Source organism: Methylobacterium sp. FW306-05-D (genome assembly GCF_058782155.1).
The window spans coordinates 48,546-72,375 of record NZ_JBYSXL010000010.1 but is presented as its reverse complement, the minus strand read 5'-3'; the positions used below and the strand labels follow the sequence as shown (position 1 = coordinate 72,375).

The 23,830-nt window shown below is 68.1% G+C and carries 19 protein-coding genes and 1 pseudogene; 15 read left to right on the top strand and 5 right to left on the bottom strand.

Translation table 11 applies throughout. The features are described from left to right. The first annotated feature begins 376 nt into the window (after window positions 1-376). Window positions 377-4,108 carry a vitamin B12-dependent ribonucleotide reductase gene (locus AC3WLN_RS06280; RefSeq protein WP_492480195.1) on the top strand — a complete coding sequence of 1,244 codons (3,732 nt, stop codon included), beginning with the start codon at window positions 377-379 and terminating at the stop codon, window positions 4,106-4,108. Between the two features lie 561 nt (window positions 4,109-4,669). Here AC3WLN_RS06280 and AC3WLN_RS06275 read toward each other — a convergent pair. The 3 genes from AC3WLN_RS06275 to AC3WLN_RS06265 all read right to left on the bottom strand — a co-directional run bounded on the left by AC3WLN_RS06275 (window position 4,670) and on the right by AC3WLN_RS06265 (window position 6,307). Next, a complete protein-coding gene (locus AC3WLN_RS06275; protein ID WP_492480194.1) occupies window positions 4,670-4,879 on the bottom strand; it encodes a transposase in 210 nt (69 codons plus the stop codon). Window positions 4,880-5,136: 257 nt separating this feature from the next. Further along, window positions 5,137-6,006 (bottom strand): trypsin-like peptidase domain-containing protein, encoded by an 870-nt coding sequence (locus AC3WLN_RS06270; protein ID WP_492480193.1) that lies wholly within the window; start codon window positions 6,004-6,006, stop codon window positions 5,137-5,139. 4 nt (window positions 6,007-6,010) lie between these two features. Then, window positions 6,011-6,307 carry a hypothetical protein gene (locus AC3WLN_RS06265; RefSeq protein ID WP_463771568.1) on the bottom strand — a complete coding sequence of 99 codons (297 nt, stop codon included), beginning with the start codon at window positions 6,305-6,307 and terminating at the stop codon, window positions 6,011-6,013. A 386-nt stretch (window positions 6,308-6,693) separates the two neighbouring features. Here AC3WLN_RS06265 and AC3WLN_RS06260 point away from each other — a divergent pair, with 386 nt between their 5' ends. The 14 genes from AC3WLN_RS06260 (at window position 6,694) to AC3WLN_RS06195 (ending at window position 19,270) form a co-directional block, all read left to right on the top strand. Then, complete coding sequence (locus tag AC3WLN_RS06260) at window positions 6,694-8,577, top strand: methanol/ethanol family PQQ-dependent dehydrogenase (protein ID WP_492480192.1); 1,884 nt, start codon at window positions 6,694-6,696, stop codon at window positions 8,575-8,577. A gap of 431 nt (window positions 8,578-9,008) precedes the next feature. After that, window positions 9,009-9,875, top strand: a complete 867-nt coding sequence (gene moxJ / locus AC3WLN_RS06255) for a methanol oxidation system protein MoxJ (RefSeq protein ID WP_492480191.1) — start codon at window positions 9,009-9,011, stop codon at window positions 9,873-9,875. Window positions 9,876-9,988: 113 nt separating this feature from the next. Then, entirely contained in the window at window positions 9,989-10,582 is a 594-nt protein-coding gene (gene moxG, locus AC3WLN_RS06250) for a cytochrome c(L), periplasmic (protein WP_492480190.1), read from the top strand. Between the two features lie 94 nt (window positions 10,583-10,676). Further along, window positions 10,677-10,967 carry a methanol dehydrogenase gene (locus tag AC3WLN_RS06245; RefSeq protein WP_492480189.1) on the top strand — a complete coding sequence of 97 codons (291 nt, stop codon included), beginning with the start codon at window positions 10,677-10,679 and terminating at the stop codon, window positions 10,965-10,967. A gap of 157 nt (window positions 10,968-11,124) precedes the next feature. Then, window positions 11,125-12,156, top strand: coding sequence for an AAA family ATPase (locus tag AC3WLN_RS06240; protein ID WP_492480212.1), 1,032 nt, complete (start codon window positions 11,125-11,127; stop codon window positions 12,154-12,156). After that, window positions 12,153-13,007 carry a DUF58 domain-containing protein gene (locus AC3WLN_RS06235; protein WP_492480188.1) on the top strand — a complete coding sequence of 285 codons (855 nt, stop codon included), beginning with the start codon at window positions 12,153-12,155 and terminating at the stop codon, window positions 13,005-13,007. Before AC3WLN_RS06240 ends, AC3WLN_RS06235 begins: the two co-directional genes overlap by 4 nt. 8 nt (window positions 13,008-13,015) lie before the next feature. Then, a complete protein-coding gene (locus AC3WLN_RS06230; protein ID WP_492480187.1) occupies window positions 13,016-13,939 on the top strand; it encodes a nonribosomal peptide synthetase MxaA in 924 nt (307 codons plus the stop codon). Further along, window positions 13,936-14,991, top strand: a complete 1,056-nt coding sequence (locus AC3WLN_RS06225) for a vWA domain-containing protein (RefSeq protein ID WP_492480186.1) — start codon at window positions 13,936-13,938, stop codon at window positions 14,989-14,991. Before AC3WLN_RS06230 ends, AC3WLN_RS06225 begins: the two co-directional genes overlap by 4 nt. Beyond that, on the top strand, window positions 14,988-15,632 hold the full coding sequence (locus AC3WLN_RS06220) for a tetratricopeptide repeat protein (protein ID WP_492480185.1): 645 nt from the start codon (window positions 14,988-14,990) through the stop codon (window positions 15,630-15,632). Before AC3WLN_RS06225 ends, AC3WLN_RS06220 begins: the two co-directional genes overlap by 4 nt. After that, window positions 15,629-16,618: a vWA domain-containing protein gene (locus AC3WLN_RS06215; RefSeq protein WP_492480184.1), complete on the top strand. Its 990-nt coding sequence runs from the start codon at window positions 15,629-15,631 to the stop codon at window positions 16,616-16,618. Before AC3WLN_RS06220 ends, AC3WLN_RS06215 begins: the two co-directional genes overlap by 4 nt. A 3-nt stretch (window positions 16,619-16,621) precedes the next feature. Then, window positions 16,622-17,155, top strand: coding sequence for an SRPBCC family protein (locus AC3WLN_RS06210; RefSeq protein ID WP_492480183.1), 534 nt, complete (start codon window positions 16,622-16,624; stop codon window positions 17,153-17,155). Next, window positions 17,152-18,108, top strand: coding sequence for a YncE family protein (locus tag AC3WLN_RS06205; protein ID WP_492480182.1), 957 nt, complete (start codon window positions 17,152-17,154; stop codon window positions 18,106-18,108). Before AC3WLN_RS06210 ends, AC3WLN_RS06205 begins: the two co-directional genes overlap by 4 nt. Continuing rightward, a complete protein-coding gene (locus AC3WLN_RS06200; RefSeq protein WP_492480181.1) occupies window positions 18,105-18,635 on the top strand; it encodes a hypothetical protein in 531 nt (176 codons plus the stop codon). The genes AC3WLN_RS06205 and AC3WLN_RS06200 overlap by 4 nt, the downstream gene beginning before the upstream one ends. Further along, the gene (locus tag AC3WLN_RS06195) at window positions 18,632-19,270 is read left to right on the top strand and encodes a response regulator transcription factor (RefSeq protein WP_492480180.1); all 639 of its coding nucleotides are present in this window, start codon (window positions 18,632-18,634) and stop codon (window positions 19,268-19,270) included. The genes AC3WLN_RS06200 and AC3WLN_RS06195 overlap by 4 nt, the downstream gene beginning before the upstream one ends. 297 nt (window positions 19,271-19,567) lie before the next feature. Here AC3WLN_RS06195 and AC3WLN_RS06190 read toward each other — a convergent pair. Both AC3WLN_RS06190 and AC3WLN_RS06185 read right to left on the bottom strand, forming a co-directional pair. Then, a pseudogene (locus AC3WLN_RS06190) lies at window positions 19,568-19,795 on the bottom strand (LLM class flavin-dependent oxidoreductase); the annotation flags it as partial. Window positions 19,796-20,245: 450 nt separating this feature from the next. After that, the gene (locus tag AC3WLN_RS06185; RefSeq protein WP_492480179.1) at window positions 20,246-23,830 is read right to left on the bottom strand and encodes a sensor domain-containing protein; all 3,585 of its coding nucleotides are present in this window, start codon (window positions 23,828-23,830) and stop codon (window positions 20,246-20,248) included.

The window sequence follows — 23,830 nt, the reverse complement described above, 5'->3', positions numbered from 1 at the left end:
TTGCGGCGGAAATCCCACACCCGCCGCCATTAACCATCGCACCAGCGCCGGAGGCACCCGGATCGCCTGTGGGCGGAAAATTTTTCGTCCCCGAATCCTGCAAGCCGAAAGGGCACTTACGGAACGGTCCGCGATATCCACAGGATTTACCGACGACCTACTACATCTAGCCAGGAACACGCGGCCGGCACACTAGTTATTGACGTGAGACCCTCGGCTGGCATACCTTCGGATCATCGCCGAGGCTGTCGCGTCACCGGCGGATCACCGAATTTCGGACACTTATTCCAGCGCTTCGCGGCGTTCGCGGGCGCTTGCCTTCATCATTCTTCGACACGGCGCCGCGCATCTTCGAGCGGCTCGGGAGACAGGTTCCATGCGGTTCGAGCGGCGCCATACCACGGCCGGGCAATCCCCCTACGCGACGATTCCCTTTCGCAAGACCTTGAGCGAGATCCGCAACCCGGACGGCTCGACGGTCTTCCGCCTCGACGGCATCGAGGTGCCCGAGAGCTGGTCCCAGGTGGCCAGCGACGTTCTCGCGCAGAAGTACTTCCGCAAGGCCGGCGTGCCCGCGGCGCTGAAGAAGGTCGAGGAGAACGACGTGCCGTCGTTCCTGTGGCGCTCCGAGGCGGATCTCGCCGCCCTGGCCGAGCTGCCCGAGGCCGAGCGCTACGTCTCCGAGATCTCGTCCACCCAGGTGTTCGACCGGCTCGCCGGCTGCTGGACCTACTGGGGCTGGAAGGGCGGCTACTTCACCACCGAGGAGGACGCCTCCGCGTTCCTCGACGAGCTGCGCTTCATGCTCGCCCGCCAGATGGTGGCGCCGAACTCGCCGCAATGGTTCAACACCGGCCTGCACTGGGCCTACGGCATCGATGGCCCGGCCCAGGGTCACTACTACGTCGATTACCGCACCGGCGAGCTGACGAAGTCGGCCTCGTCCTACGAGCATCCGCAGCCGCATGCCTGCTTCATCCAGGGCGTGCAGGACGACCTCGTCAACGAGGGCGGCATCATGGACCTCTGGGTCCGCGAGGCGCGCCTGTTCAAGTACGGCTCGGGCACCGGCTCGAACTTCTCGATGCTGCGCGGCGAGAACGAGAAGCTCGGCGGCGGCGGAAAGTCGTCGGGCCTGATGTCCTTCCTCAAGATCGGCGACCGGGCGGCCGGCGCGATCAAGTCGGGCGGCACCACCCGGCGCGCGGCCAAGATGGTCATCGTCGACATCGACCATCCCGATATCGAGCAGTACATCGACTGGAAGGTGAAGGAGGAGCAGAAGGTCGCCGCCCTGGTGACCGGCTCCAAGATCGTTTCCAAGCACCTCACCGCCGTAATGAAAGCCTGCACCCAGTGCGAGGCGGAAGGCGACGCCTGCTTCGACCCCGAGCGCAACCCCGTCCTCAAGAAGGCCGTCAAGGCCGCCCGCAAGGACGCGGTACCGGATTCCTACACCAAGCGCGTGATCCAGTTCGCCCGCCAGGGCTTCACCAAGATCGACTTCCCCGTCTACGACACCGACTGGGATTCGGAAGCCTACCTCACGGTGGCGGGCCAGAACTCGAACAACTCCGTCTCGCTGACCGACGACTTTTTGCGCGCCGTCGAGAACGACTCGGATTGGGAGTTGAAGGCCCGCACCACCGGCAAGACCACCAAGACGCTGCCGGCGCGCGAACTCTGGGACAAGATCGGCGAGGCCGCCTGGGCCTCGGCCGATCCGGGCCTGCACTTCAACACCACGATGAATGACTGGCACACCTGCCCGGCGGGCGGGCGGATCCGGGCTTCGAACCCGTGCTCCGAGTACATGTTCCTCGACGACACCGCCTGCAACCTGGCCTCCGCCAACCTGCTGACGATGTACGACCGCGCCGCGAACCACTTCGACGTCGCGGCCTTCGAGCACCTCAACCGCCTCTGGACGGTGGTGCTCGAGATCTCGGTGATGATGGCGCAGTTCCCCTCCAAGGAGATCGCCGAGCTCTCGTACCGCTACCGCACCCTCGGCCTCGGCTACGCCAATATCGGCGGCCTGTTGATGAGCATGGGCCTGCCCTATGATTCCGAGAAGGGCCGTGCGCTCGCCGGCGCCCTCACGGCGATCATGACCGGCGTGGCCTACGCCACCTCGGCCGAGATGGCCGGCGAACTCGGGGCCTTCCCGGCCTACGAGGAGAACGCGGACGCCATGCTGAAGGTGATCCGCAACCACCGCCGCGCGGCCCATGGCGAGACGGAGGGCTACGAGTTCCTGTCCATCGCGCCGGTGCCCCTCGATCTCGCCAACGTGCCCCAGGCCGACATCGCCGAGCGGGCGAAGCACGCCTGGGACCGCGCCCTGCAGCTCGGCGAGGAGCACGGTTTTCGCAATGCGCAGGCGACCGTGATCGCGCCCACCGGCACCATCGGTCTCGTCATGGATTGCGACACGACGGGCATCGAGCCGGACTTCGCGCTCGTAAAATTCAAGAAGCTCGCGGGCGGCGGCTACTTCAAGATCATCAACCGCGCCGTGCCGGATGCCCTGCGCACCCTCGGCTACCGCGAATCCGAGATCGCCGAGATCGAGGCCTACGCGGTCGGCCACGGATCGATGGGCCAGGCCCCGGCCATCAACCCCGGATCGCTCCGCGCCAAGGGCTTCACCGACGACAAGCTCGCGGCGATCGAGGCGGGCCTGAAGCAGGCCTTCGACATCAAGTTCGTGTTCAACCGCTGGACGCTCGGCGACGACTTCCTCAAGGACGTCCTCAAGGTCCCGGCCGAGAAGCTCGCCGACCCGACCTTCGAGATCCTGCCCTTCCTCGGCTATTCGAAGAAGGACATCGAGGCGGCCAACACCCATATCTGCGGTGCGATGACCCTCGAGGGCGCTCCCTTCCTCAAGACCGAGCACTACGCGGTGTTCGACTGCGCCAACCCGTGCGGCCGCATCGGCAAGCGCTACCTCTCGGTGGAGAGCCACATCCGCATGATGGCGGCGGCCCAGCCCTTCATCTCGGGCGCGATCTCCAAGACCATCAACATGCCCAACGACGCCACGGTCGAGGACTGCAAGAACGCCTACAAGCTGTCCTGGACCCTGGCGCTCAAGGCCAACGCCCTCTACCGCGACGGTTCGAAGCTGTCGCAGCCCCTGAACTCGGCCCTGATCGCCGACGAGGACGACGATGCCGAGGAGATGGTCGAGGCCCTGATCGCAGCGCCGGCCGCCGCCAAGGCCGCGCAGGTCGCCGAGAAGATCGTCGAGCGGGTGATCGAGCGCGTCGAGCGCATCCGCTCCCGCGAGAAGATGCCCCATCGCCGCAAGGGCTACACCCAGAAGGCGGTTGTGGGCGGCCACAAGGTCTACCTGCGCACCGGCGAATACGATGATGGGCGCCTCGGCGAGATCTTCATCGACATGCACAAGGAGGGTGCGACCTTCCGCAGCCTGATGAACAACTTCGCCATCGCGATCTCGCTCGGCCTCCAGTACGGCGTGCCGCTGGAGGAATACGTCGAGGCCTTCACCTTCACCCGCTTCGAGCCGGCGGGCTTCGTGCAGGGCAACGACGCGATCAAGAACGCGACCTCGCTCCTCGACTACGTGTTCCGCGAACTGGCCGTGTCCTATCTCGGCCGGGCCGACCTCGCCCACGTCAACCCGTCGGAGATCGGCGGCACGGTGATCGGCGGCGGCGAGACCGACACGACCCGGGAGCCCGGAAAGCCCGAGGCCACGGCGGCCAGCGTCGTGTCCCGCGGCCTCCTGCGCGGCTCGGCCGACCGCCTCACCCTGATCCAGGGCGGCCCGGCCGGCGGCACCGTCGGTGTCGGCGCGGCGAGCACCGGCCAGACCGCCCCGGCCGGGGGTGTGGTCCACGCCCTGCGCGGTGCGACGGCGCTGAAGGCCGAGCCGGTCCAGGCCGGCCAGGCCGAGGCCCTGGTCAACGCCCTCCCCTTCGCCAAGCCCGAGCGCTCGGTCTCCGACCGCCGCGCCGAGGCGAAGATGAAGGGCTACGTGGGCGAGGCCTGCCCGGAATGCGCGAACTTCACGCTGGTCCGCAACGGCACCTGCCTGAAGTGCGACACCTGCGGAAGTACAACAGGGTGCTCCTGATTATGCCGACTTCGTTGTAGCTGTGGGCCGCCTTTGAGTTCGATGTTTTTCGCAGATTTTGGGGTTCCTGGAGTACCGAAAGTTTGCTCAAGCCGGCGCGTTCTCGGCTAGTCCGGGATGGCTCCTGCTCAAAGTGCAAGAACTGCAAGAACACGACATCAAGCCGTCAAAATCGAAGAATTCTATAGGCCTGTAGCGTGAGGCAAAAGACAATCATCCTTCCTTCGTGAGGGACCGCCGCTGAGGGGCATAAGTTGCTTAATCGGTGCGGGGGGGGCGTAGCTTGAGGCAGAAGATGGTTAAATCTACCCCTAGTTAGAATTTGCCTGGGGGAACGATTTGTAAGGCCTGCGGCGAGACCGGGTAAGCTGAAAGCGAGACTGCTCAATCAGACGAATATTCTGATGGCAAACGATAAGTTTGCCATCAGAATATATATAGGAGAACAAAACAAGATCAGAAAGATCTATAAGTTGAGAGGTTTTATGTTAGCCCAATCGGATGGAATTGCAGTATTCCTCCAAAGATACTGTCCTCAACCAGCTTTGCTGATGCCGCTGTTCACAGGTGAGCGTCGCGTCGAAACTCTTGCTTCGAATCGGCGGCCGCATCGTCGTCGAGCGCGCCAGTCTCGTACTTCTGCACCCAGACCCGCACGAGGTTGCGCGAGAGATCGTGGCGCTTAGCCAGGCCCTTCAGCGTCTCGTCGGACAGGTACTCCTGTGCGACCCGACGCTTGAACGCGACGCTGTAGGAACGGTGTCGTGCCATGGTCTTCATCCTTCGAAGACCCGGCCATCCGGTCAATCAGCCCTGTCCAATCCGTCCACCCCAAGGGGCCCACTCCAAGCGACTTGTCTGCTTCGGAGCCAGACTGCCGGAAAATCAGAAAAGCTCTTTCCGACCCAAATGCACCTCAGCCGTGAGATCGATCGGTCCTCGAAAGCGGAAGTTCGTAGACGAGCCTGGCCCCGGGTCCACAGGCCGTCGATGCCCTCACCGCGATCGCCCTCCGCCGCGTCCGCCGCTCAGCGCACCGTCGGGTCGGCGGCGAGGCGGGCGCGGATGGCCTCCGTGAGTCCGCCCTCGAAGAGCAGGGCCGAGCCGTAATGGTACTCGATGTCGAAGGGCCGGCGCGAGTTCATGGACAGGGAGGCGCTGTGGAGGGCGAGGAGGCGGCCCTCGGCGTCGAACAGGCCCGAGCCGGAGCCGCCATAGCCGTTGTTGCAGTCGTGGCGGACGCGCCGGATCGCATCCTCGCTCGGCGGATCGATCCGGTGGATCGTGCAGGCTTCGAGGCTGCTCTGCCCGGGATAGTTGGCGTGGCCACCGGGGGAGACCATGACGACCGGGACCGGCATGGATCCGGTCGGCAGATCGGGTGAGGCCGGCACCGGCTGCGGGCGCACGCCCTCGGCCGGCTCCGCCAGGTCCACCAGCGCCCAATCGTCGGTGATGTGCAGCGACATCGCCCCCGGCACGGTGCCGAGGCGCAGGGTCTCGGGGGCGAAGGCGTAGTTCCGGCCGCCGATCTGGAAGAAACAGTCGGCGATGTCGCGCGTGGGCTCCAGGTGCCGGCTGCGAAAGTTGTGGGCGTTCAGCACCACGAGGCGCGGGCTGCCGATCAGCCAGGCGGCGGCCGCCTTCCGGGGAATGCCGTCCGCCCGGCAATAGAGGACGCCGGCGCCGGGATAGCGGGCGTAGTCCGCCCCCTCCAGTTCGCGCCGGTCGTCCTGCGGATAGAGCGCCGCCCAAAGCTGCGGGCTCTTCGCCCGTCCCGCACCGCTCGAGCAAAGGCCGACGAGCCCCGCCCCGGTGAGCGCGAGGCCCAGCAGCGCTCCGCCCCCTCGGACGCGCGCCCGAGCCGATCGCTTCCGTCCACCGCTGCCCGGGCCCAAGCGCCTACTCGTCGGCGGTCTGGTGGACGGAGACGCAGATCTTCACAGCCTGCTCCAGCTTGGTGTCGCGCGGATTGCCGATATTCGCCGTCTCCTCGAGGCAGCGGACGAAATAGTCCCGGTCGAGCTGCGGCGAGAGGCTCGAGAACGCCTTGCCCATCCGGGTGGCGAAATCGACCCGGTCGGCGGTCGGGGTGCGCGACCAGCTCGCGACCGGATCATCCAGCGTCAGGCGTGCCGCCTCGGCGCGCGATGTCGCGCCGAGGGCACAGAATAAGAATATCGTAAGATTGCGAGCCATATTCAAAAGTCTTTCTTGGATCTCTCAAGCTGCTCGATCAGGTGCACCATCATTCCACCGGAGACATCCTGTCAATTGCCCGGCTGATGTTCCCCGAATTGCCAGAGAGAAGGCCTTTTTATTCCGATTTTCACAGCATCGATTGCCGATTGATCCCGATAAAAAAGTGCCAACATCCCGCAGACAGCGCGAAAGACAAATGCTTGTATGAATAGCCAGCCGATCAGTAATAAAACATTCATAAGAAGCACTATATCTCAAGATAGTCTTATGAATACGGCGGGCCCCTGGGATCAATACGGGGGCTTGTGCTGACCCGGCGAAATCAAAGGCTGTGCCCGACCGGACGGTCGACGGACGCGGCCATCAGGGTAGGAGACGTTGAGATGAACAGGTTTCTGGCTTCGGTCTCGGTGATGGCGCTCGGCGCCCTGGCGCCGTTGGGCCTGCCGAGCATGGCCGCGGCGAACGACAAGCTCGTCGAGATGGCGAAGGACGACGCCAACTGGGTGATGCCCGGCAAGAACTACGACTCGGACAATTACAGCCCGCTCAAGCAGATCAACACCAGCAACGTGAAGGACCTGAAGGTGTCCTGGACGTTCTCCACCGGCCTGCTCAATGGCCACGAGGGCGCCCCGGTGGTGGTCGACGGGAAGATGTACGTCCACACCTCCTTCCCCAACAACACCTTCGCGCTGGGCCTCGACGATCCGGGCAAGATCCTCTGGCAGGACAAGCCCAAGCAGAACCCGGCCGCCCGCGCGGTGGCCTGCTGCGATCTCGTGAACCGCGGCCTCGCCTACTGGCCCGGCGACGGCAAGACCCCGGCGCTCATCGTCAAGACGCTCCTCGACGGCAACGTCATGGCCCTCAACGCCGAGACCGGCGAGACCGTCTGGAAGGTCGAGAACTCCGACATCAAGGTCGGCTCGACGCTGACGATCGCGCCCTACGTGGTCAAGGACAAGGTCATCATCGGCTCCTCCGGCGCCGAGCTCGGCGTGCGCGGCTACCTCACCGCCTACGACGTGAAGACCGGCGCCCAGGTCTGGCGCGCCTACGCCACCGGCCCGGACAAGGACCTGCTGCTGGCCGACGACTTCAACATCCGCAACGCCCATTACGGACAGAAGGGGCTCGGCACCTCCACCTGGGAGGGCGATGCCTGGAAGATCGGCGGCGGCACCAACTGGGGCTGGTACGCCTATGATCCCGGCACCAACCTGATCTACTTCGGCACCGGCAACCCGGCGCCCTGGAACGAGACCATGCGTCCGGGCGACAACAAGTGGACGATGACGATCTTCGGCCGCGACGTCGACACGGGCGAGGCCAAGTTCGGCTACCAGAAGACCCCGCACGACGAGTGGGATTACGCGGGCGTCAACGTGATGATGCTCTCGAACCAGAAGGACAAGGACGGCAAGGACCGCAAGCTCCTGACCCATCCGGACCGGAACGGCATCGTCTACACGCTGGACCGCACGGACGGCTCGCTGGTCTCGGCCAACAAGATCGACGACACCGTCAACGTCTTCAAGTCCGTGGACCTGAAGACCGGCCAGCCGGTCCGCGACCCGGAATACGGCACCCGGATGGACCATCTCGGCAAGGACATCTGTCCCTCGGCGATGGGCTACCACAACCAGGGCCACGATTCCTACGATCCGGAGCGCAAGGCGTTCTTCATGGGCATCAACCACATCTGCATGGATTGGGAGCCCTTCATGCTGCCCTACCGCGCGGGTCAGTTCTTCGTCGGCGCGACACTGAACATGTATCCGGGTCCGAAGGGCGACCGGCAGAACTACGAGGGCCTCGGCCAGATCAAGAGCTACAACGCCATCACGGGCGCCTTCCAGTGGGAGAAGATGGAGCGCTTCGCGGTCTGGGGCGGCACGACGGCCACCGCCGGCGGGCTGGTGTTCTACGGAACCCTCGACGGCTACATCAAGGCGCGCAACTCGGACACCGGAGACCTCCTCTGGAAGTTCAAGATGCCCTCCGGCGCCATCGGCTACCCGATCACCTACACCCACAAGGGTGAGCAGTACGTGGCGATCTACTACGGCGTGGGCGGTTGGCCGGGTGTCGGCCTGGTCTTCGACCTGCAGGACCCGACCGCCGGCCTCGGCGCGGTGGGCGCCTTCAAGAAGCTCGCCAACTACACCCAGATGGGCGGCGGCGTGATGGTGTTCTCGCTGGGCGGCAAGGGCCCCTACGACGACCCGAACGTCGGTGAGTACCAGACGGCGGCGGCGAAGTAGGCGGCACGAGGAGGCCGCGCCCGCAGCGTGCGCGTGTCCCCTTCCCCCTGTGGGGAGGGGTCAGGGGTGGGGGTGGCTCCGCTGGCCTTCGTCCGTCGCGGGGCCTCCGGCCACCCCCACCGCCAACGCCTCCCCGCGAGAGTTGGGTGCGAGAGTTGGGTGATCGCATCCGCCAACGGCTTGTCCGCGATCTGCTTGCCGAACGACTGATTCCAGCACCCCGTCATCCCGGGGCCGCGCAGCGGAGCCCGGGATCCGGACACGCAGGGGAGGCCATTTCTGACGCTGTCGGCGGCTCTGGATTCCGGGCTCGCCGACGGCGACCCGGAATGACGGTGTGCCTCATCTGTGATCGCTCTGCCGCAACGGGCCGGGGAGCCGCGTCCCGGTCCCACAAGACTCCGACCAACGAGAACAACGGAAACGCTCCCATGTCCTTCGCCACAGGATGCTCCTTCGCCGCAGGATGCCTGTCCGCTGCGGTTCTTCTCGCCCTCGGCGGGGCCGCGCTCGCGCAAGGCGACACGAGATCCGCCCCCGACGACAAGACCCTGCGGGTCTGCGCCGCCAACCAACCGCCGCTCTCGCTCAAGGACGGCAGCGGGCTGGAGAACCGCATCGCCGCGGCGATCGCCGAAGCGATGGGGCGCAAGGCCGCGTTCGTCTGGTCGGACAAGGCGGCGATCTACCTCGTGCGCGACAGCCTCGACAAGAAGCTCTGCGACGTGGTGGTCGGCCTCGACAGCGACGACCAGCGGGTGCTCACGACCAAGCCGTACTACCGCAGCGGCTACGTGTTCATCACCCGCGCCGACCGCGACCTCGACGTGAAGTCCTGGTCCGATCCGCGGCTCAAGACCGTCGACCACATGGTGGTCGGCTTCGGCACCCCCGGCGAGGTCATGCTGAAGGATATCGGCCGCTACGAGGAGGACATGGCCTACCTCTACTCGCTGGTGAACTTCCGCGCGGCCCGCAACACCTACACGCAGATCGATCCGGCCCGGATGGTCAGCGAGGTCGCCACCGGCAAGGCCGACGTGGCGGTCGCCTTCGGCCCGGACGTCGCCCGCTACGTGAAGGACTCGGCCCAGCCCCTGCGCATGACCCTGGTGCCCGACGACACCACCCGCAGCGACGGCCGGAAGATGCCGCAGAGCTTCGACCAGTCCATGGGCGTGCGGCGGGACGATGCCGCCCTGAAGGCCGCCCTCGATGCGGCCATCGTCAAGGCGAAGCCGAAGATCGAGGCGATCCTGAAGCAGGACGGCGTGCCCCTCGTCCCCGTCACCAACTGACGCGGCGCCCGACGCGCTCGTCCCCGAGATCCGCTCCCTCGCCGGCGCCCCGACGGGCGTCCGGTCCAGCCCCGCCCGGCCGGTCAGCCGTCCGGCGTCATCAGGTCGATTTCATGCGTGATTCCCACGGCATCCTGGCCATCTGCCTCAGCCTCGCCGCGGTGCTGGGCGGCGTCGCGGCCCTGGCCCAGCCCGCCGCCGGCCCCCAGACCGGCTTCGTCTTCCGCAACACGGTCACGGGCGAGCAGCTCAACGTCGCCGAAGGCAAGGAGGGCGGCCGCGACACCCCGGCGGTGAAGGAGTTCTTCCAGACCGGCAAGAACGCCTACATCGACGACAAGTCCTGCCTGCGCAACGGCGAGTCCCTCTTCGCCACCTCGTGTTCCGGCTGTCACGGCCACCTGGCCGAGGGCAAGCTCGGACCGGGACTCAACGACAATTACTGGACCTATCCGGCCAACACCGAGGATACCGGCCTGTTCGCCACGATCTTCGGCGGCGCCAACGGCATGATGGGCCCGCACAACGAGAACCTGACCCCCGACGAGATGCTCCAGGTCATCGCCTGGATCCGGCACCTCTATACCGGTCCGGTTAAGGACGCCGTCTGGCTCAACGACGCGCAGAAGAAGAACTACACGCCCTACAAGCAGGGCGAGACCTTCCCCAAGGACGTCAAGGGCCAGTGTCCGCCGCTGGCGGAGTGACGTCCGAGGAAGTCACGGGCGCCATCCGTGAGCCACCACGGCGCAGAGCCGCAACACCCGATCACCCCACACGCGATCGATCAAGGAGACGACCATGCGGACATTCATCACGGCCCTGGCCCTCGGTGCGGGCGCGCTGCTCGCGCTCCCGGCGCTCGCCTATGACGGCACCAAGTGCAAGGCCGCCGGGAATTGCTGGGAGCCCAAGCCCGGCTTCCCCGAGAAGATCGCCGGCACGAAGTACGATCCGAAGCACGACCCGAAGGAACTCAACAAGCAATCCGAGTCGATCAAGGCCATGGAAGAGCGCAACAAGAAGCGCATCGAGGCCGCCAAGAAGACCGGCAAGTTCGAGTACGACGTCACCAAGCTGTCCTCGAACTGATCCCGGGATTCCTTCCGAGCCCTTCTGTTCGGGTCTTCGAGCGGGATCGACGGTCGCCCCTCACCCCGCGGGCGGCCGTCGCGTCGACCGCGATCCGGCCGGGCGACCTCCGGACGCGCCGTCCCGGGTCGCGGTCGTTCCTCCAAGGCGAACCATGATGAACCAGTTCCGCTCCGGCGACGCGATGCTCACCGATTGGCGCGAGGCGGCCGGCCGCTTCGAGACGACGGTGGGCGCGGCCGTGCTCGGACAGGCCCGCGCGATCCGCCTCCTGACCATCGCGCTCTTCGCCCGCGGCCACGTCCTGCTGGAAGGCGATGTCGGCGTCGGCAAGACCACGCTGCTGCGCGCCGTGGCCCGGGCCGTCGGGGGCGCCTATGCCCGCGTCGAGGGCACCGTCGACATGATGCCCACCGACCTCGTCTACCACACCTACCTCGCCGAGGACGGCCGCCCCCGGGTCGAGCCGGGGCCGGTCCTGCGGCAATCCGAGGACCTGTCGATCTTCTTCTTCAACGAGATCAACCGGGCCCGGCCCCAGGTCCACGCGCTGCTCCTGCGCCTGATGGCCGAGCGCACGCTCACGGCTTTCAATCGGGAGTACCGGTTTCCCAACCTCCAGGTCTTCGCCGACCGCAACCGGGTCGAGCGCGAGGAGACCTTCGAGCTTCCCGCCGCCGCCCGCGACCGCTTCCTCATGGAGATCGGGCTCGAAGCGCCCCGGGACGCCGAGGCCCGCCGGGCCCTGGTCTTCGATCCGCGCTTCCACGACACCGACGCCCTGATCGCCGGCCTCGACGGCGACGTCCTCGACCACGCCGCCCTCGCGGGCATCGCCGCCGCGATCCAGCACGGCATCCAGGCCAGCCCCGCCATCGAGGCCTACGTGATCGGCCTCTGGGAGGCGCTGGTGCGGCCGGGGCCGGCCGGCATCCGCCTGCCCGGCCTCGACATGGAGGCCCTGGTCCAGGGCGGGGCCTCCCCCCGCGGCGTCGCCTTCCTGGTCCGCGCCGCCCGGGTCCGCGCCTGGCTGGAAGGCCGCGACTGGATGGTGCCCGAGGACGTCCGGGCGGTCTTCCCCGAGGTCATGGCCCACCGGGTCTTCCTGGAGCCGATCTACGAGCTGCGCCGGGCCGCGATCATGCCCGAGCTCTGCCGGGCCGTGTTCGAGATCGTGCCGGCGCCATGACGGAGACGGCGCAACCCGACATCGTCTACCGCCCCCGCGGGCGCCTGCCCGGCACCCGCCCCGGCGCCCATCGCGGCCGCGAGGCCGGCGGCCTCGGCACCTTTCGCGATCAGGTGCCGTTCCTGCGGATGCCGGATGCCCGCCGCATCGACGTTCGCGCGACCCTGCGCGACCCCTTCGAGGGCACCGTCGTGCGCCGCTTCGAGGCGCGCACCCCGGTGGAGGTCTGGGCGCTCCTCGACCTCTCCGCCTCCATGCGCTTCACCGGCGAAGCCGACCGCATGGCCCTGGTCTCCGCCTTCTGCGTCGGGCTCGCCGCCTCGGCCACGCGGATCGGCGATGCCTTCGGTCTCATCGGCTGCGACGAGGGGGTGCGGGACGACGTGTTCCTGGCGCCCAGCCGCGCCCCGACCCGGGCCGCCGAGGTGGCGCGGCGCCTCGCGGACGCCGCCTGCACCGGCCACGGCGCCGCCGGCATGGTGGCGGCGACCCGCCGCCTCGCCGGCCGGCCGAAGATCGTGTTCCTCCTCTCCGACTTCCGCTGGCCGGAGGCGCTGATCACCGAGGTCTTCGCCGCCTTGGGCCGGCACGACCTGGTCCCGGTGCTTCTCGGCGACGCTGCCGAGGCGGAGGGCCTGCCGGACTGGGGCCTCCTCGAACTCGACGATCTCGAAGGCGCCGGGCGCCGGCTGGTCTTCATGCGACCCGCCCTACGCCGGCGCTGGATCGCCCGCGAAGCCGCCCGGATCGAGACCTTGCGGCGCCTCGCGACGGCCCATGGCCGCCCGCCCTTCCGTCTCGCCGGCCGCTTCGATCCCGACGCGGTCAGCCGCCACCTCCTCGGCGCCTGAGGCGGACCATGCGTATCCGCTGCCTCGCCCTGATCCTCGCCCCGCTCCTGTCCGGCCCGGCCGGGGCCCAGGTCCGCTCCGTCGAGGTCCGCACGCCCCGCCCGTTCGGCTACTTCCTCGGGGACCTGGTCCGAGCCGAAGTCGACCTCGTGGTCGAGCCGGGCTTCCGGCTCCAGGCCGCGTCGCTGCCGAAGCCCGGGGCGCTCACCTACTGGCTCGACCTGCGCGACCTCGACGCGACCGCGTCGGTATACGGCGGCGCTCAGCGCGTGCGCCTCGGCCTCACCTACCAGACCTTCTACGCCGCCCTCGATGCCCGCGCCCTGGAGATCCCGGGCTTCACCGTCACCTTCGTGAGCGAGAGCGATCACGGCGCCACCACCGTCAAGGCCGCGGTGCCGGCCTGGTCGTTCAACGTCTCGCCGCTGCGCGAAGTCCAGCCGCCCGCCCGGGACGACCCGCGCGACTACATGCGTCCCGACGGGAAGGTCGCCCCCGGCGATCCGCGGCCCCTGCTCCTCGGCGCCGCCGGCTCCGCCGCCCTTGCCCTCCTGGCCCTCGCGGGACTCGCCCGGGACCGGACCTGGTGGCCGTTCAGGGCCCGGCGCGGCCGTCCATTCGCCCTCGCGGCCCGCCGGATCCGAGCTCTGGCACGGTGGCCGGACCCAACGCCCCATTACCGTGACGCCCTGCTGGCACTCCATGTCGGCCTCGACACGGCAGCCGGCCGTCGGTTGCTCGCCGATGATCTCGACGATTTCCTGAGGACCCATCCGGCCTATGCGCCGGAGGGGCCGGCCCTGGCCCGGTTCTTCGCGGCTTCTCGCCGGACCTTCTTCGGTCCCGGCCCGGAGCCGGACCTCGGGGCGTTCGCCCTGGCCGATCTCGCCGCTCTCGCGCGGCACCTCGCGCACGCGGAGCGCACCGCATGATCGATGCGCTCGCCCGCTTCTCCGCCGACCATCCGGCGCTGCTCTGGCTCCTACCTCTCGCCCTGCTGCCGCTCCTGACCTCGGCCCAGCGCCGGGTCCCCGTGGCCGCCCTCGTGGCGGCCCCGCCCGACGGCCCGTCGCGGGCGATCAGCGCCCTCCTGCGCTTGTCCGGATGCGTCGCCATCGCGGGCCTGATCCTCGCCCTGGCCGGTCCCTATCGCCGGGGCGAGACCCTGACGCGGACCGGGATCGGCGCCCAGGTCTCGATCCTGATCGACCGTTCGGGCAGCATGAACGAGACCTTCGCCGGACGGCAGCCCTCCGGCGCCGAGGAATCGAAGGCCGCCGCCTCGCGCCGACTGCTCGCCGCTTTCGTGGGCAGCCGAGCTCACGACCAGTTCGCGGTCACGGCCTTCTCGACGGCGCCGATGCTGGTGATTCCCATGACCGACCGGCACGCGGCGGTCCGGGCGGCCATCGCGGCCATAGACCGGCCGGGCCTCGACTACACCAACATCGCCCGCGGCCTCGCCATGGCGCTGTCTCAGTTCGGGCCGGCCAGCCCCGCCACCTCCCGGGCGCTACTGCTGGTCTCGGACGGGGCGGCCGTGATCGACCCGCGCGTGCAGGACACCCTGCGCGCCGCGTTCACCCGCTTGCGGCCGAACCTCTACTGGCTCTTCCTGCGCACGAAGGGCTCGCCCTCCATCTCCGATCGGCCGGCGGGCGAGGACACCCCGCAGGCGGCGCCCGAGCGCCACCTCGATCTGTTCTTCAAGAGTCTGCGGACGCCCTACCGCGCCTTCGAGGCCGAGGGTGCGGAGGCGGTGGCCGAGGCGATCGCCCAGATCGAGCGGCTGGAGCGCGACCCGATCCCCTACACCGAGCAGCGTCCCCGCCGAGATCTGGCGGGGTTCGCCTACGCCGCCAGCCTGGTCGGACTCGTGGTCCTCGTCGCGGCCAAGCTGGGCGAGGCGGACCTCCGTCGAACCCGCACGTCGGCCGCCCCGGTCCTCGCCATCGCATCCGATCCCGCGAGGCGCGCCGCATGACGATGACCGCGATCCTGCCGTGGCGCACATCGCCACCCTCCCTCGGGAACCGCACCCGCACGCATCGCACGGACCTGCGCGAGGGCTGGCAGCGGTTGCGCCCGCGCCTCCTCGTCCTGCTGCCGGTCCTGTTCGCTATGGCTGCGCTGGGCTGTACCTACGGCGCTTGGCGGATCACGCGCGACAACGCCGCCATCCGGGCGCTCTCCGCCGGCCAAGACGTCGTGGTTCCGATCGGTGCCGCTCCGGCCCTTCTCCTGGCCCGTGTCCAGCACCTCGCCCGACGCGGCGCCGTGGAGGCGATCGAGCCTCTCGTCGATGCCCTCGAGCGGCAGGGCGCTGTCGAGCGCGCCACCCGTGCCCGCTTCGCCCTCGCCAATGCCCATCTGCGTCAGGCCTTCGACCACCTCGAGCGCGGCGACCTCAACCCCGCCGGACCCCGCATCACCCTGGCGCGCCAGGAATACCGGCGCGCCCTCCAGGCTCGGCCGGATTACTGGGATGCCAAGTTCAACCTCGACGTCGCCTCGCGCCTCCTGCGCGACTTTCCGGAGTTCGATCGCAAGTCCGGCGACGAACTGAAGGCCGAGCCGAAGAAGATCTGGACCGACATCCCGGGCCAGCCGCGGGGCGAACCGTGACCCCGGGCGGACTGATCCTGCGGAACCTGTCGGATGGACGCCTGCGCCTCCTCGCCGGAGCCCTCGTGCTGGTGGCCCTGGCCCTTGTCGCGCGTCCGGTTCCGTTCGCCCGCGACGGCGTCTCGGTCTTGGCGATCGTCGACATCACCGGCAGCATGAACGTCCGCGACTACGTCGGCGCCGACGGAGTTCCGACGAGCCGGCTCGACACCGCGAAGGCGGCGCTGCGCGACCTCGTCGCCGGCCTGCCCTGCGGATCGCGGGTCGCGCTCGGCCTCTTCACCGAGCGCCGACCCTTTCTCCTGTTCACGCCCATCGAGACGTGCGCCGGTTTTGCGCCGATCGATGGGGCCGTCGCAGGGATCGACTGGCGCATGGCCTGGGAGGGCGACAGTCGGATCTCGGCGGGACTGTTCCGCAGCATCGCCATGGCAGAGGAACTCGGCACCGACCTCGTCTTCATCACCGACGGGCAGGAGGCTCCGCCCCTGCCGAGCCGGGGTGGACCAGCCTTTGAGGGCCGACCCGGCGGCGTGCGAGGCCTCATCGTGGGGGCAGGTGCACCCGGTCTGTCGCCGATCCCGCGCTACGACGACCGGGGCCGCGAGACCGGCTTCTACGGTGCCGGCGACGTCCAGCAGGAGAACCGTTTCGGCCCGCCGCCGGCCGATGCCGCGCAGCGCGAGGGCTACAATCCGCGCAACGCCCCCTTCGGCGCGGCCGCTGCCAGCGGCACCGAGCATCTGTCCTCGGTGCGTGAATCCTACCTGCGCACCCTCGCCGGTGAGACCGGCCTCGTTTACGCGCCGCTCGATGGACCGCACGGCCTCAGCGCGGCGCTCAGGGGCGCCGCGACGCCACGCCCGGTTCCGGGCCGCTTCGACCCGCGCCCCGTTCTGGGAGCGGCTGCCCTGCTGCTGCTGCTCGCCGCCTTCCTCACACCCCTGCTCCGCGCCCGCGGATTCCCGACCTGGAAAAAGGCCTGATCGATGCGTCTCGGAGTTCCCGCCCTCGTCCTGATCTTCATCTCCGGGGCGGCCCTCGCCCACGGCCCGACGCCGCAGAAAGTCGACCAGAGCATCGTCATCGCTGCCAAGCCGGATGCCGTCTGGAAGGTGGTCGGCGAGTTCGCGGGCATTGGGTCCTGGCACCCGGCTGTCGCCAGGAGCGAGGGCAGCGGCGGCAACGGATCCGGCGGCCAGCGGAAGGTCACGCTCAGGGCGGGTGGCATCCTGAACGAAGGGCTCGACGAGATGAATGCCGCCGGGCGGAGCTATTCCTACCGCCTGTCCGATCCCGACCTGAAGGCGCTTCCGGTCTCATCCTACTCGGCCACCCTCACGGTGTCCCCCGAGGGCGACGGCTCCCGGGTCGAGTGGCTCGGCCGCTTCTATCGGGGTGATACCGGCAACGAGCCGCCGGAGGACCTCAGCGACGAGGCCGGCCGCACTGCCATGAACCGCTACTTCGCAGATGGTCTGAAGGGTTTGAAGGCGAAGGTCGAGGGGAACGCCGCTCCATGAAGGGGGCCCCGGTGATCGGACGACGCGCCTGGGCCGGCCTGATTCTCGGCCTCGCGCCCTGTATGGCCGGAGCGCAGACCGTCTACGTCGCGAGCCAGGGCGCCGGAACCCTGGTCGCTCTGGCGCCTGGATCCACGTCGGGCGGCGCGCCCCTCGCGGTCGGGCGCGGCCCGGCCCAGATGGCGGCCGGCCCCGGAGGGCAACTCTACCTCACCCATCCGGATACGGGCCGGGTCACGCTCGTCGATGAACCCAGCGGGTCGATTCGGCGGACCTATCCAGTGCCCGGACAGCCCTTCGGCATCGCGATCTCGGCCGATGGCGCGCAGCTCTATGTCGGCGACTGGGCCGGCAACCGGGTGATGCGGCTCTCCGCCGAAAGCGGCAAATTGGAGGGGACGGTGCCGGTCGGCCGCGAACCGGCCGCCCTCGTCCTCGACGGCCGAGGCACGCTGTATGTAGCCGACCGGGAAAGCCGGCAGGTCAGCGTCGTCAACACCACCGCGATGGCGCGCGTCGCGACGATTCCTGTGGGTGAGGCGCCGTTCGCGCTGACGCTGAGCCCGGCCGGCGACAGGCTCTACGTGGCCAACGTGCGTGGCGGCACCGTGAGCGTCATCGACACCGCCAATCGCCGGACCGTCGCGACCTTCGCGGTGGGCGGCATGCCATACGGGGTGGCCGTGAGCCCGGACGGCGCTCGGATCCTCGTCACCGACCAGCGGGCCGGAACCCTGGTCGTCGTCGATGCGGTCAGCGGCGCGACGGTGGCCGCCGTGCCGGTCGGGCGCTACCCGGAGGGCGTGGCGGTAGCCGGCCAACGGGCCTACGTCGCCAACTGGTTCTCCGATTCCGTCTCCGTCATCGATCTCACGACGCTGCGCGAGACCCACCGGATCGCCGTACCCGAGGGTCCACGCAGCCTTGCGGTTCCCCCCGGAGCCGGCCGATGAGGCACGCTGCCGTTCCTGCACCGGCCCTGCCCCTGCTCCTTGCGCTGGCCCTGGGCGTGGCCGCCTGCGACGGCGGCGAGCCCGCGCAGGAGGCGACGGTGGTGGCGACGAAGTCCGACGCTGAGGTACCGGCTTGGCTATCGCCCACCGACGGCATGGAGCCGGCGCTCTGGCTTGCCCGGCGCGAGCCCGGACAGCCGGCGGCCGGCGCACATGTGCGCAGCGACCACCTGCGTCACAGCCTGGCACGGGCCGCCGAGACCTTCATCGAAGATCCCCGCATGATCGCCAACCGCACGGTGCAACTCGGGCAGATGCTCGCCGAGGCCGGCGCACCGGAGACCTATGCCGACCTTCTCGACGGCCTCGAGGGGGCCGCGGCCCCGACCCACCGCAAGCAGCTCTACGGCGAGCTGTGCCAGCACTACTACAACACCCGACAGCAAGGATTGGACAGGGCACGGACCCTCGCGCGCCTGACCGAGCGCTACGCCGCGCAACCCGCCGCACCGGCGACCACGCCATGAGGGCGCCGCCGACGAGCATTCTCATCGCAGACGATCACCCAGTGATCCTGAGGGGCTTTCGCACCCTCATGGAGGATGTCGGCATCGACACGATCCATGAGGCGACCACCATCGTGGAGGCCTATCGGGCCTTCTATCGGCAACGTCCGGGCATGGTGATTGCGGACCTCACCTTCGGCGACCAAGGCGTTTCGGGCCTGTCCCTGATCCGGCGCATCCGCGATCTGGAGCGCCGGACCCGGATCCTCGCCTTCAGCATGCACGACGATCCCACCATCGTGGCACGCGCGTTGGAAAGCGGGGCGAGCGGCTATGTCCTCAAGGATGCGCCGGCTGCGGAATTCCTCAGGGCGTTCGACAAAGTGCGCAGCGGCGGAAGCTACCTCGATCACGACCTCGCCCTGCGAGTGGCCATGCTCAACGCCACCGCCCACCGCTCGACCGCCGTGAATCTCACGGAGCGCGAATTGCAAGTCCTCACCCTGATCAAGGAGGGAAACTCCTACCAGACAATCGCCGACAAGCTGTCGATGAAGTACAAGACCGTCGTCAATGTCATTTCGACGATACGCCGGAAATCTGGAACACACAGTTTCGCCGAGCTGATCAGCTTTTCGATAGGCGCCATTAGATAAAGCAAGATTTATTCGAACAATCGCGCTGCAAGTTCGCGAATAAATAAGACGCCATCATCTCGGCTCACACGACGCCCTGGCTCGTCGCCTGCCCCGCCCGACCCTCGCGGCTGTCTTCGACCCTCCGTCGACCAGTTGCTATCGAGAAGGCCTATTCGGCAGCGGCAAGGCCTGTCGGGCCTTCGTCCCGAGCCTTTCTTGGCGGTCCCGTCAGTGGGGCGCTGCCGATGGAAGTCTTTGCAGCCCCGATGCTGGTGGCATGGCCGCCCACCATCGGCTCATGCCCGCGCCTGAACCTCAGCGCACCCGCGGCATGACCTGCCCGGCGAAGCGCCGCATCTCGGCCTCGAACGGCTGGAATTGCAGCATGAAGAGCTCGATGCCGACCGCGTGGAAGGCGAGGATGCGGGCTGCGACAGTGTCGTAGCTACCGACGAGGCCGGCCGCCGTGCCGCCGTTAATCCCGACGTGGCGGGAGGCCGCCGCGTCGGTCTTGGCGAACATCACGCTGGCCGCATCGGCGCGCGTGCTCGCGTTCCGCCTCGCAGGCTTGCGACGCAGAGGGCGCGCTGCGCGAAAAGCTGTCCCAGGCAGCGCCCCGATGCTCGAGGCAAGCCATCCCGGCGCGGGCTTCAGCCGAGACGTGGCGAAGAGCTCGGTCGCCATGTCATGACGAAGGCAGAGGCTTCCGGCTCGTGGCCACCCACCTCTCGATGTCTCCGAAGCAAGCGTCCGCTTTCTCAGCTCGGCACCCGAAAGCAGACTTGCGGAAATCCACCCATTGCAGCCTGTCCCCTTTCGAGGGGCGACTAAAGAAAGCAGAGCTTCGCGCGAGTTAAGCCAGTTGACCGCTTTGCATCCAGTTCTGTCTTACTCGGCAGTTTATTCCATGCTTAAGAGCGGATCGGCTGAATGTTAACTGCGAAAGCAGCTCAAACGGTCAAGCTGCTGGTAGCTCGTAGCGTAGATGCTTCTTCAAGCTGAGCGTTTCGAGAGCTGCTGACCAACGAAAGCGGCGGGATTCCAAGTCTTGAGCAGCGACGGCACATGAACGCCGGCCATGGGCTTGGCATAGAGGTAGCCTTGCGCGTAATCGCAGCCCATCGCCGCAAGTTGCCACGCCTGCTCCACCGTCTCGACGCCTTCCGCCGTGACTTTCATCCCGAGGTTCCGGCCGAGGCCGATCACGGCCGCGACAATCGCCGCGTTGTCCGTGTCCCGGTCCAGATCGCGTACGAAGCTCTGGTCGACCTTGATGTGGTCGACGGGGAACTGCTTCAGGTGCGTGAGCGAGGCGAAGCCGGTCCCGAAATCATCGAGCGCGATGCTCATCCCACTGGCGTGCAGCCGTGTCAGCGTCGCGGGCACGGTCTCGGCCCCCGCACCGAGAAACACCGTCTCGGTGACCTCGACCTCAAACTGCGTCGCGGGGACCCCGAAGCGCCTCAGGACATCAAGGATCATGCCGGCCAGATCGGGCTTGCGGAACTCGGCCGCGGCGAAGTTCACCGCCACGCTCCCGAAGTCGATGCCGCGCGCGTTCCAAACGCGCATGTCGGCCGCCGCCGTTTCGAGAATCCTGTCGCCGATCGCGGTGGACAGCTCCGGATCCTCAAAGGCCGAACCGAAATAGCCCGGCGTCAGCAGCCCCCTCTCGGGGTGCCGCCAGCGGGCCAGCGCCTCGAAGCCGACGATGCGGCCCGTCGTGAGGCAGACCTTTGGCTGATAATACGGAGCGATCTGCCCAGCTAGGAGGGCGGCGCGCATTTCGGCGGCGATCCTTAGCCGGCGCAGGGCGTCGATCCGCATCGCGGCCGAGAACACGACGACGCGGTCCCGGCCCCGCGCCTTGGCCTGGGACAGCGCGATGTCGGCGTCCTTGAGAAGTTCGCGCAGGTCGGTGTGGTGATCCGGGCAGGCCGCCACGCCGATGCTGGCTTTGCAGGTCAGCGTCTGGTCCCGGATCTGCAACGGCTGGCGCAGGCGCTCGATCAGCGCTTCCGCATGCTGGACGGCGTTGGGCAGGCGCAGCGGGTCGACGAGAATGAGGGCGAACTCGTCGCCCGTGAGCCTTGCGAGCGTATCGCAGGGCCGCAGCCCGTCCCGCAGGCGATCGGCGACCTCGCAGATCACGGCATCGCCGACGTCGTGGCCGAGGGTGTCGTTCACGTCCCTGAGATAATCGAGGTCGATCAGAAGCAGGCTCACGCATGTGCCGTCCCGCTCCGCCGCCGTAAGCGCTGCCTCCGCGCGCCCACGGAACAGTTGCCGGTTCGGCAGACCCGTGAGCGCGTCGAGATTGGCCGTCTGCCACAGCTTCTCCTGCGCCAGCTTGCGGTCCGTGATGTGGAAGGTGATCCCCACGATCCGATCCGCATCGACCCGCTCGACCGACGAACGCAGCCATTGCATTCGTCCGGCGGGTGAGACGTACCGGAACTCGCGCTCATCGCGTGCGCCGCAGGTTCGAATGAAGTCCGCCATCTGCGCGCGATCGTCCGGGTGTACGAGATCCAGGAACTCCGATCGCAATTCCGCCGCCAGGCCAAGGATGTGGAGGGCATTCTCGGTTTGGGTGATCCGACCCGTCTTGAGGTTGCGCTCCCACGCCACCATCCGGCCGGCGCGCAGGGCCAGACGCAGGCGCTCCTCGCTTGTGCGCAGCGCGACGATCGCCCGTCGCTGCTCTGTCACGTCGCGCACCGCACCGACCATGCGGACGGGCCGCCCCCGCGTGTCGCGGACGACGAAGGCCTGGTCGATCACCTCCTTGTAGCCCTCGACATCGCTGCGGTAGCGGTACTCGGCCTGCCACCGATCGTCCGTGCCGTCGACGGAAGCGGCGAAGCTGGCGGTCACGCGCGCGCGGTCTTCGGGATGAATCCGAGCCGCCCAGCGCGACCAGGACGGCTTGCTCTCATCATCCGTGTAGGTGCGCACCTCGCCGGTCGCCTTGATCCAGGCGACATCATCCGACGCCACGTCCCAGTCCCAGATGCCGTCCTGCGTGGCGCGCACCGCTAGGCGATACCGCTCCTCCTGAATCCGGATGGTCTCAGCGGCCTCGTGACGCTCGTGGATGTCGGTGATCGTGCCGACCCACTCCCGGACCCGACCCGTCTCATCCTTCAGCGGCACGGTCCGTCCCAGAACCCACCGATACCGGTCCTGTGTATGGCGGATTCGGTAGGTAGCACTGCCCGCCTGCCCGGTCGCCATGGTCGCCTGCCAGGTTGCGGTGATCGTCTTCCGGTCCTCCGGGTGTACAACCTTCAGCCAGCCATCGCCGAGATAGGCGTCCGTGGCCTGACCCGTGTATGACGCCCAGCCACGGATCTCGATGATGCTGCCAGCGGCGTCCGCGCGCCAGACCATGGTCCCGGTGGCTTCGATCAGGGCCTGATAGCGCCGCACCGTCGTTTGCAGATCGGCGTCCAGCGCGACCTGTTCGGTGATGTCGCGGGACACGGCCAGAATGCGCTCGGGGCCGTGTCGGCCGCCCGCGAGCGGGCTGAGATTGACCGCCCACCATTTCGGCTGCCCCGAGGGCGTCGGGCAGAAGCCGCGGAAACTGGCGCTGCGCCCGGCCCTTGCGTTCGCGAGCGCGGCCTGAGCCGCTTCGTGATCCGCCCCGTGCCAGAACGCGAGCCACGATTGTCCGAAGAGCGGCTGGATGTCGTCGATCTCCATCAATGCCTGACCGCCGGCGCTCATGAACAGGAGGTCGCCCCCTGGATCGACGAGGGTCACACAGTCCGTGCTACTCTGGAGAAGGCCGCAGAAGAGCGCATCGAACAGCCCGTGATCGGTCGGATCCGGGCGTGGGAGGTCCGTCGTCGGATCGAGGGCTTTCTCTTCCGCGGGTCTGGAAGGCCCAACCTCCTCGGTTCCGTAGAGGTGGTAGCCGCCCCGCCCGGCGGCCTTGGCGCGATAGAGCGCCTGATCCGCGAGCCAGAACAGGCGATCGGGGTCGAGCCCATCGTCCGGCGCGCGCGCGATTCCGATGCTGAGGCCGATGCGCGCCGGATAGCCGCCGAGATCGACCGGCGCTGCGACCGCCGCAAGGAGCCGCTCGGCCAGTGCGCCCGCTTCCTCGACGCAGCCCTTCCCGGTCTGGATGATGACGAACTCGTCGCCCCCAAGGCGTGCCACCATATCCTCGGCGCGCACGACGCCTTTCAGCCGCTGCGCCACCGCGCACAGCACGCTGTCGCCGGTCTGATGGCCGAGGGTGTCGTTGATCAGCTTGAACGGGCCCAGATCGAGGCAGAACAGCGCGAAGCCACCGCCGCGCTTGGCCCGCGCGATCTCCTGCGAAAGCTGCTCGCGGAAGAGGAGCCGGTTCGGGAGGCCCGTGAGCGGGTCGTGACGCGCCATATGCGCCACCTGCCGCTCGGCCTCCTTGCGCCGAGAGATGTCTCGGATCACGGCGACGTAGCCGTCCGACGCCCCCGTCGCCGGGTCGGTGGTGAGATTGAACGAGACCTCGACCCAGACCCACGCGCCATCCTTGCAGCGGTACCGTTGCTGGCTGACGGCTTGCTTGAGCGTGTACCGCAT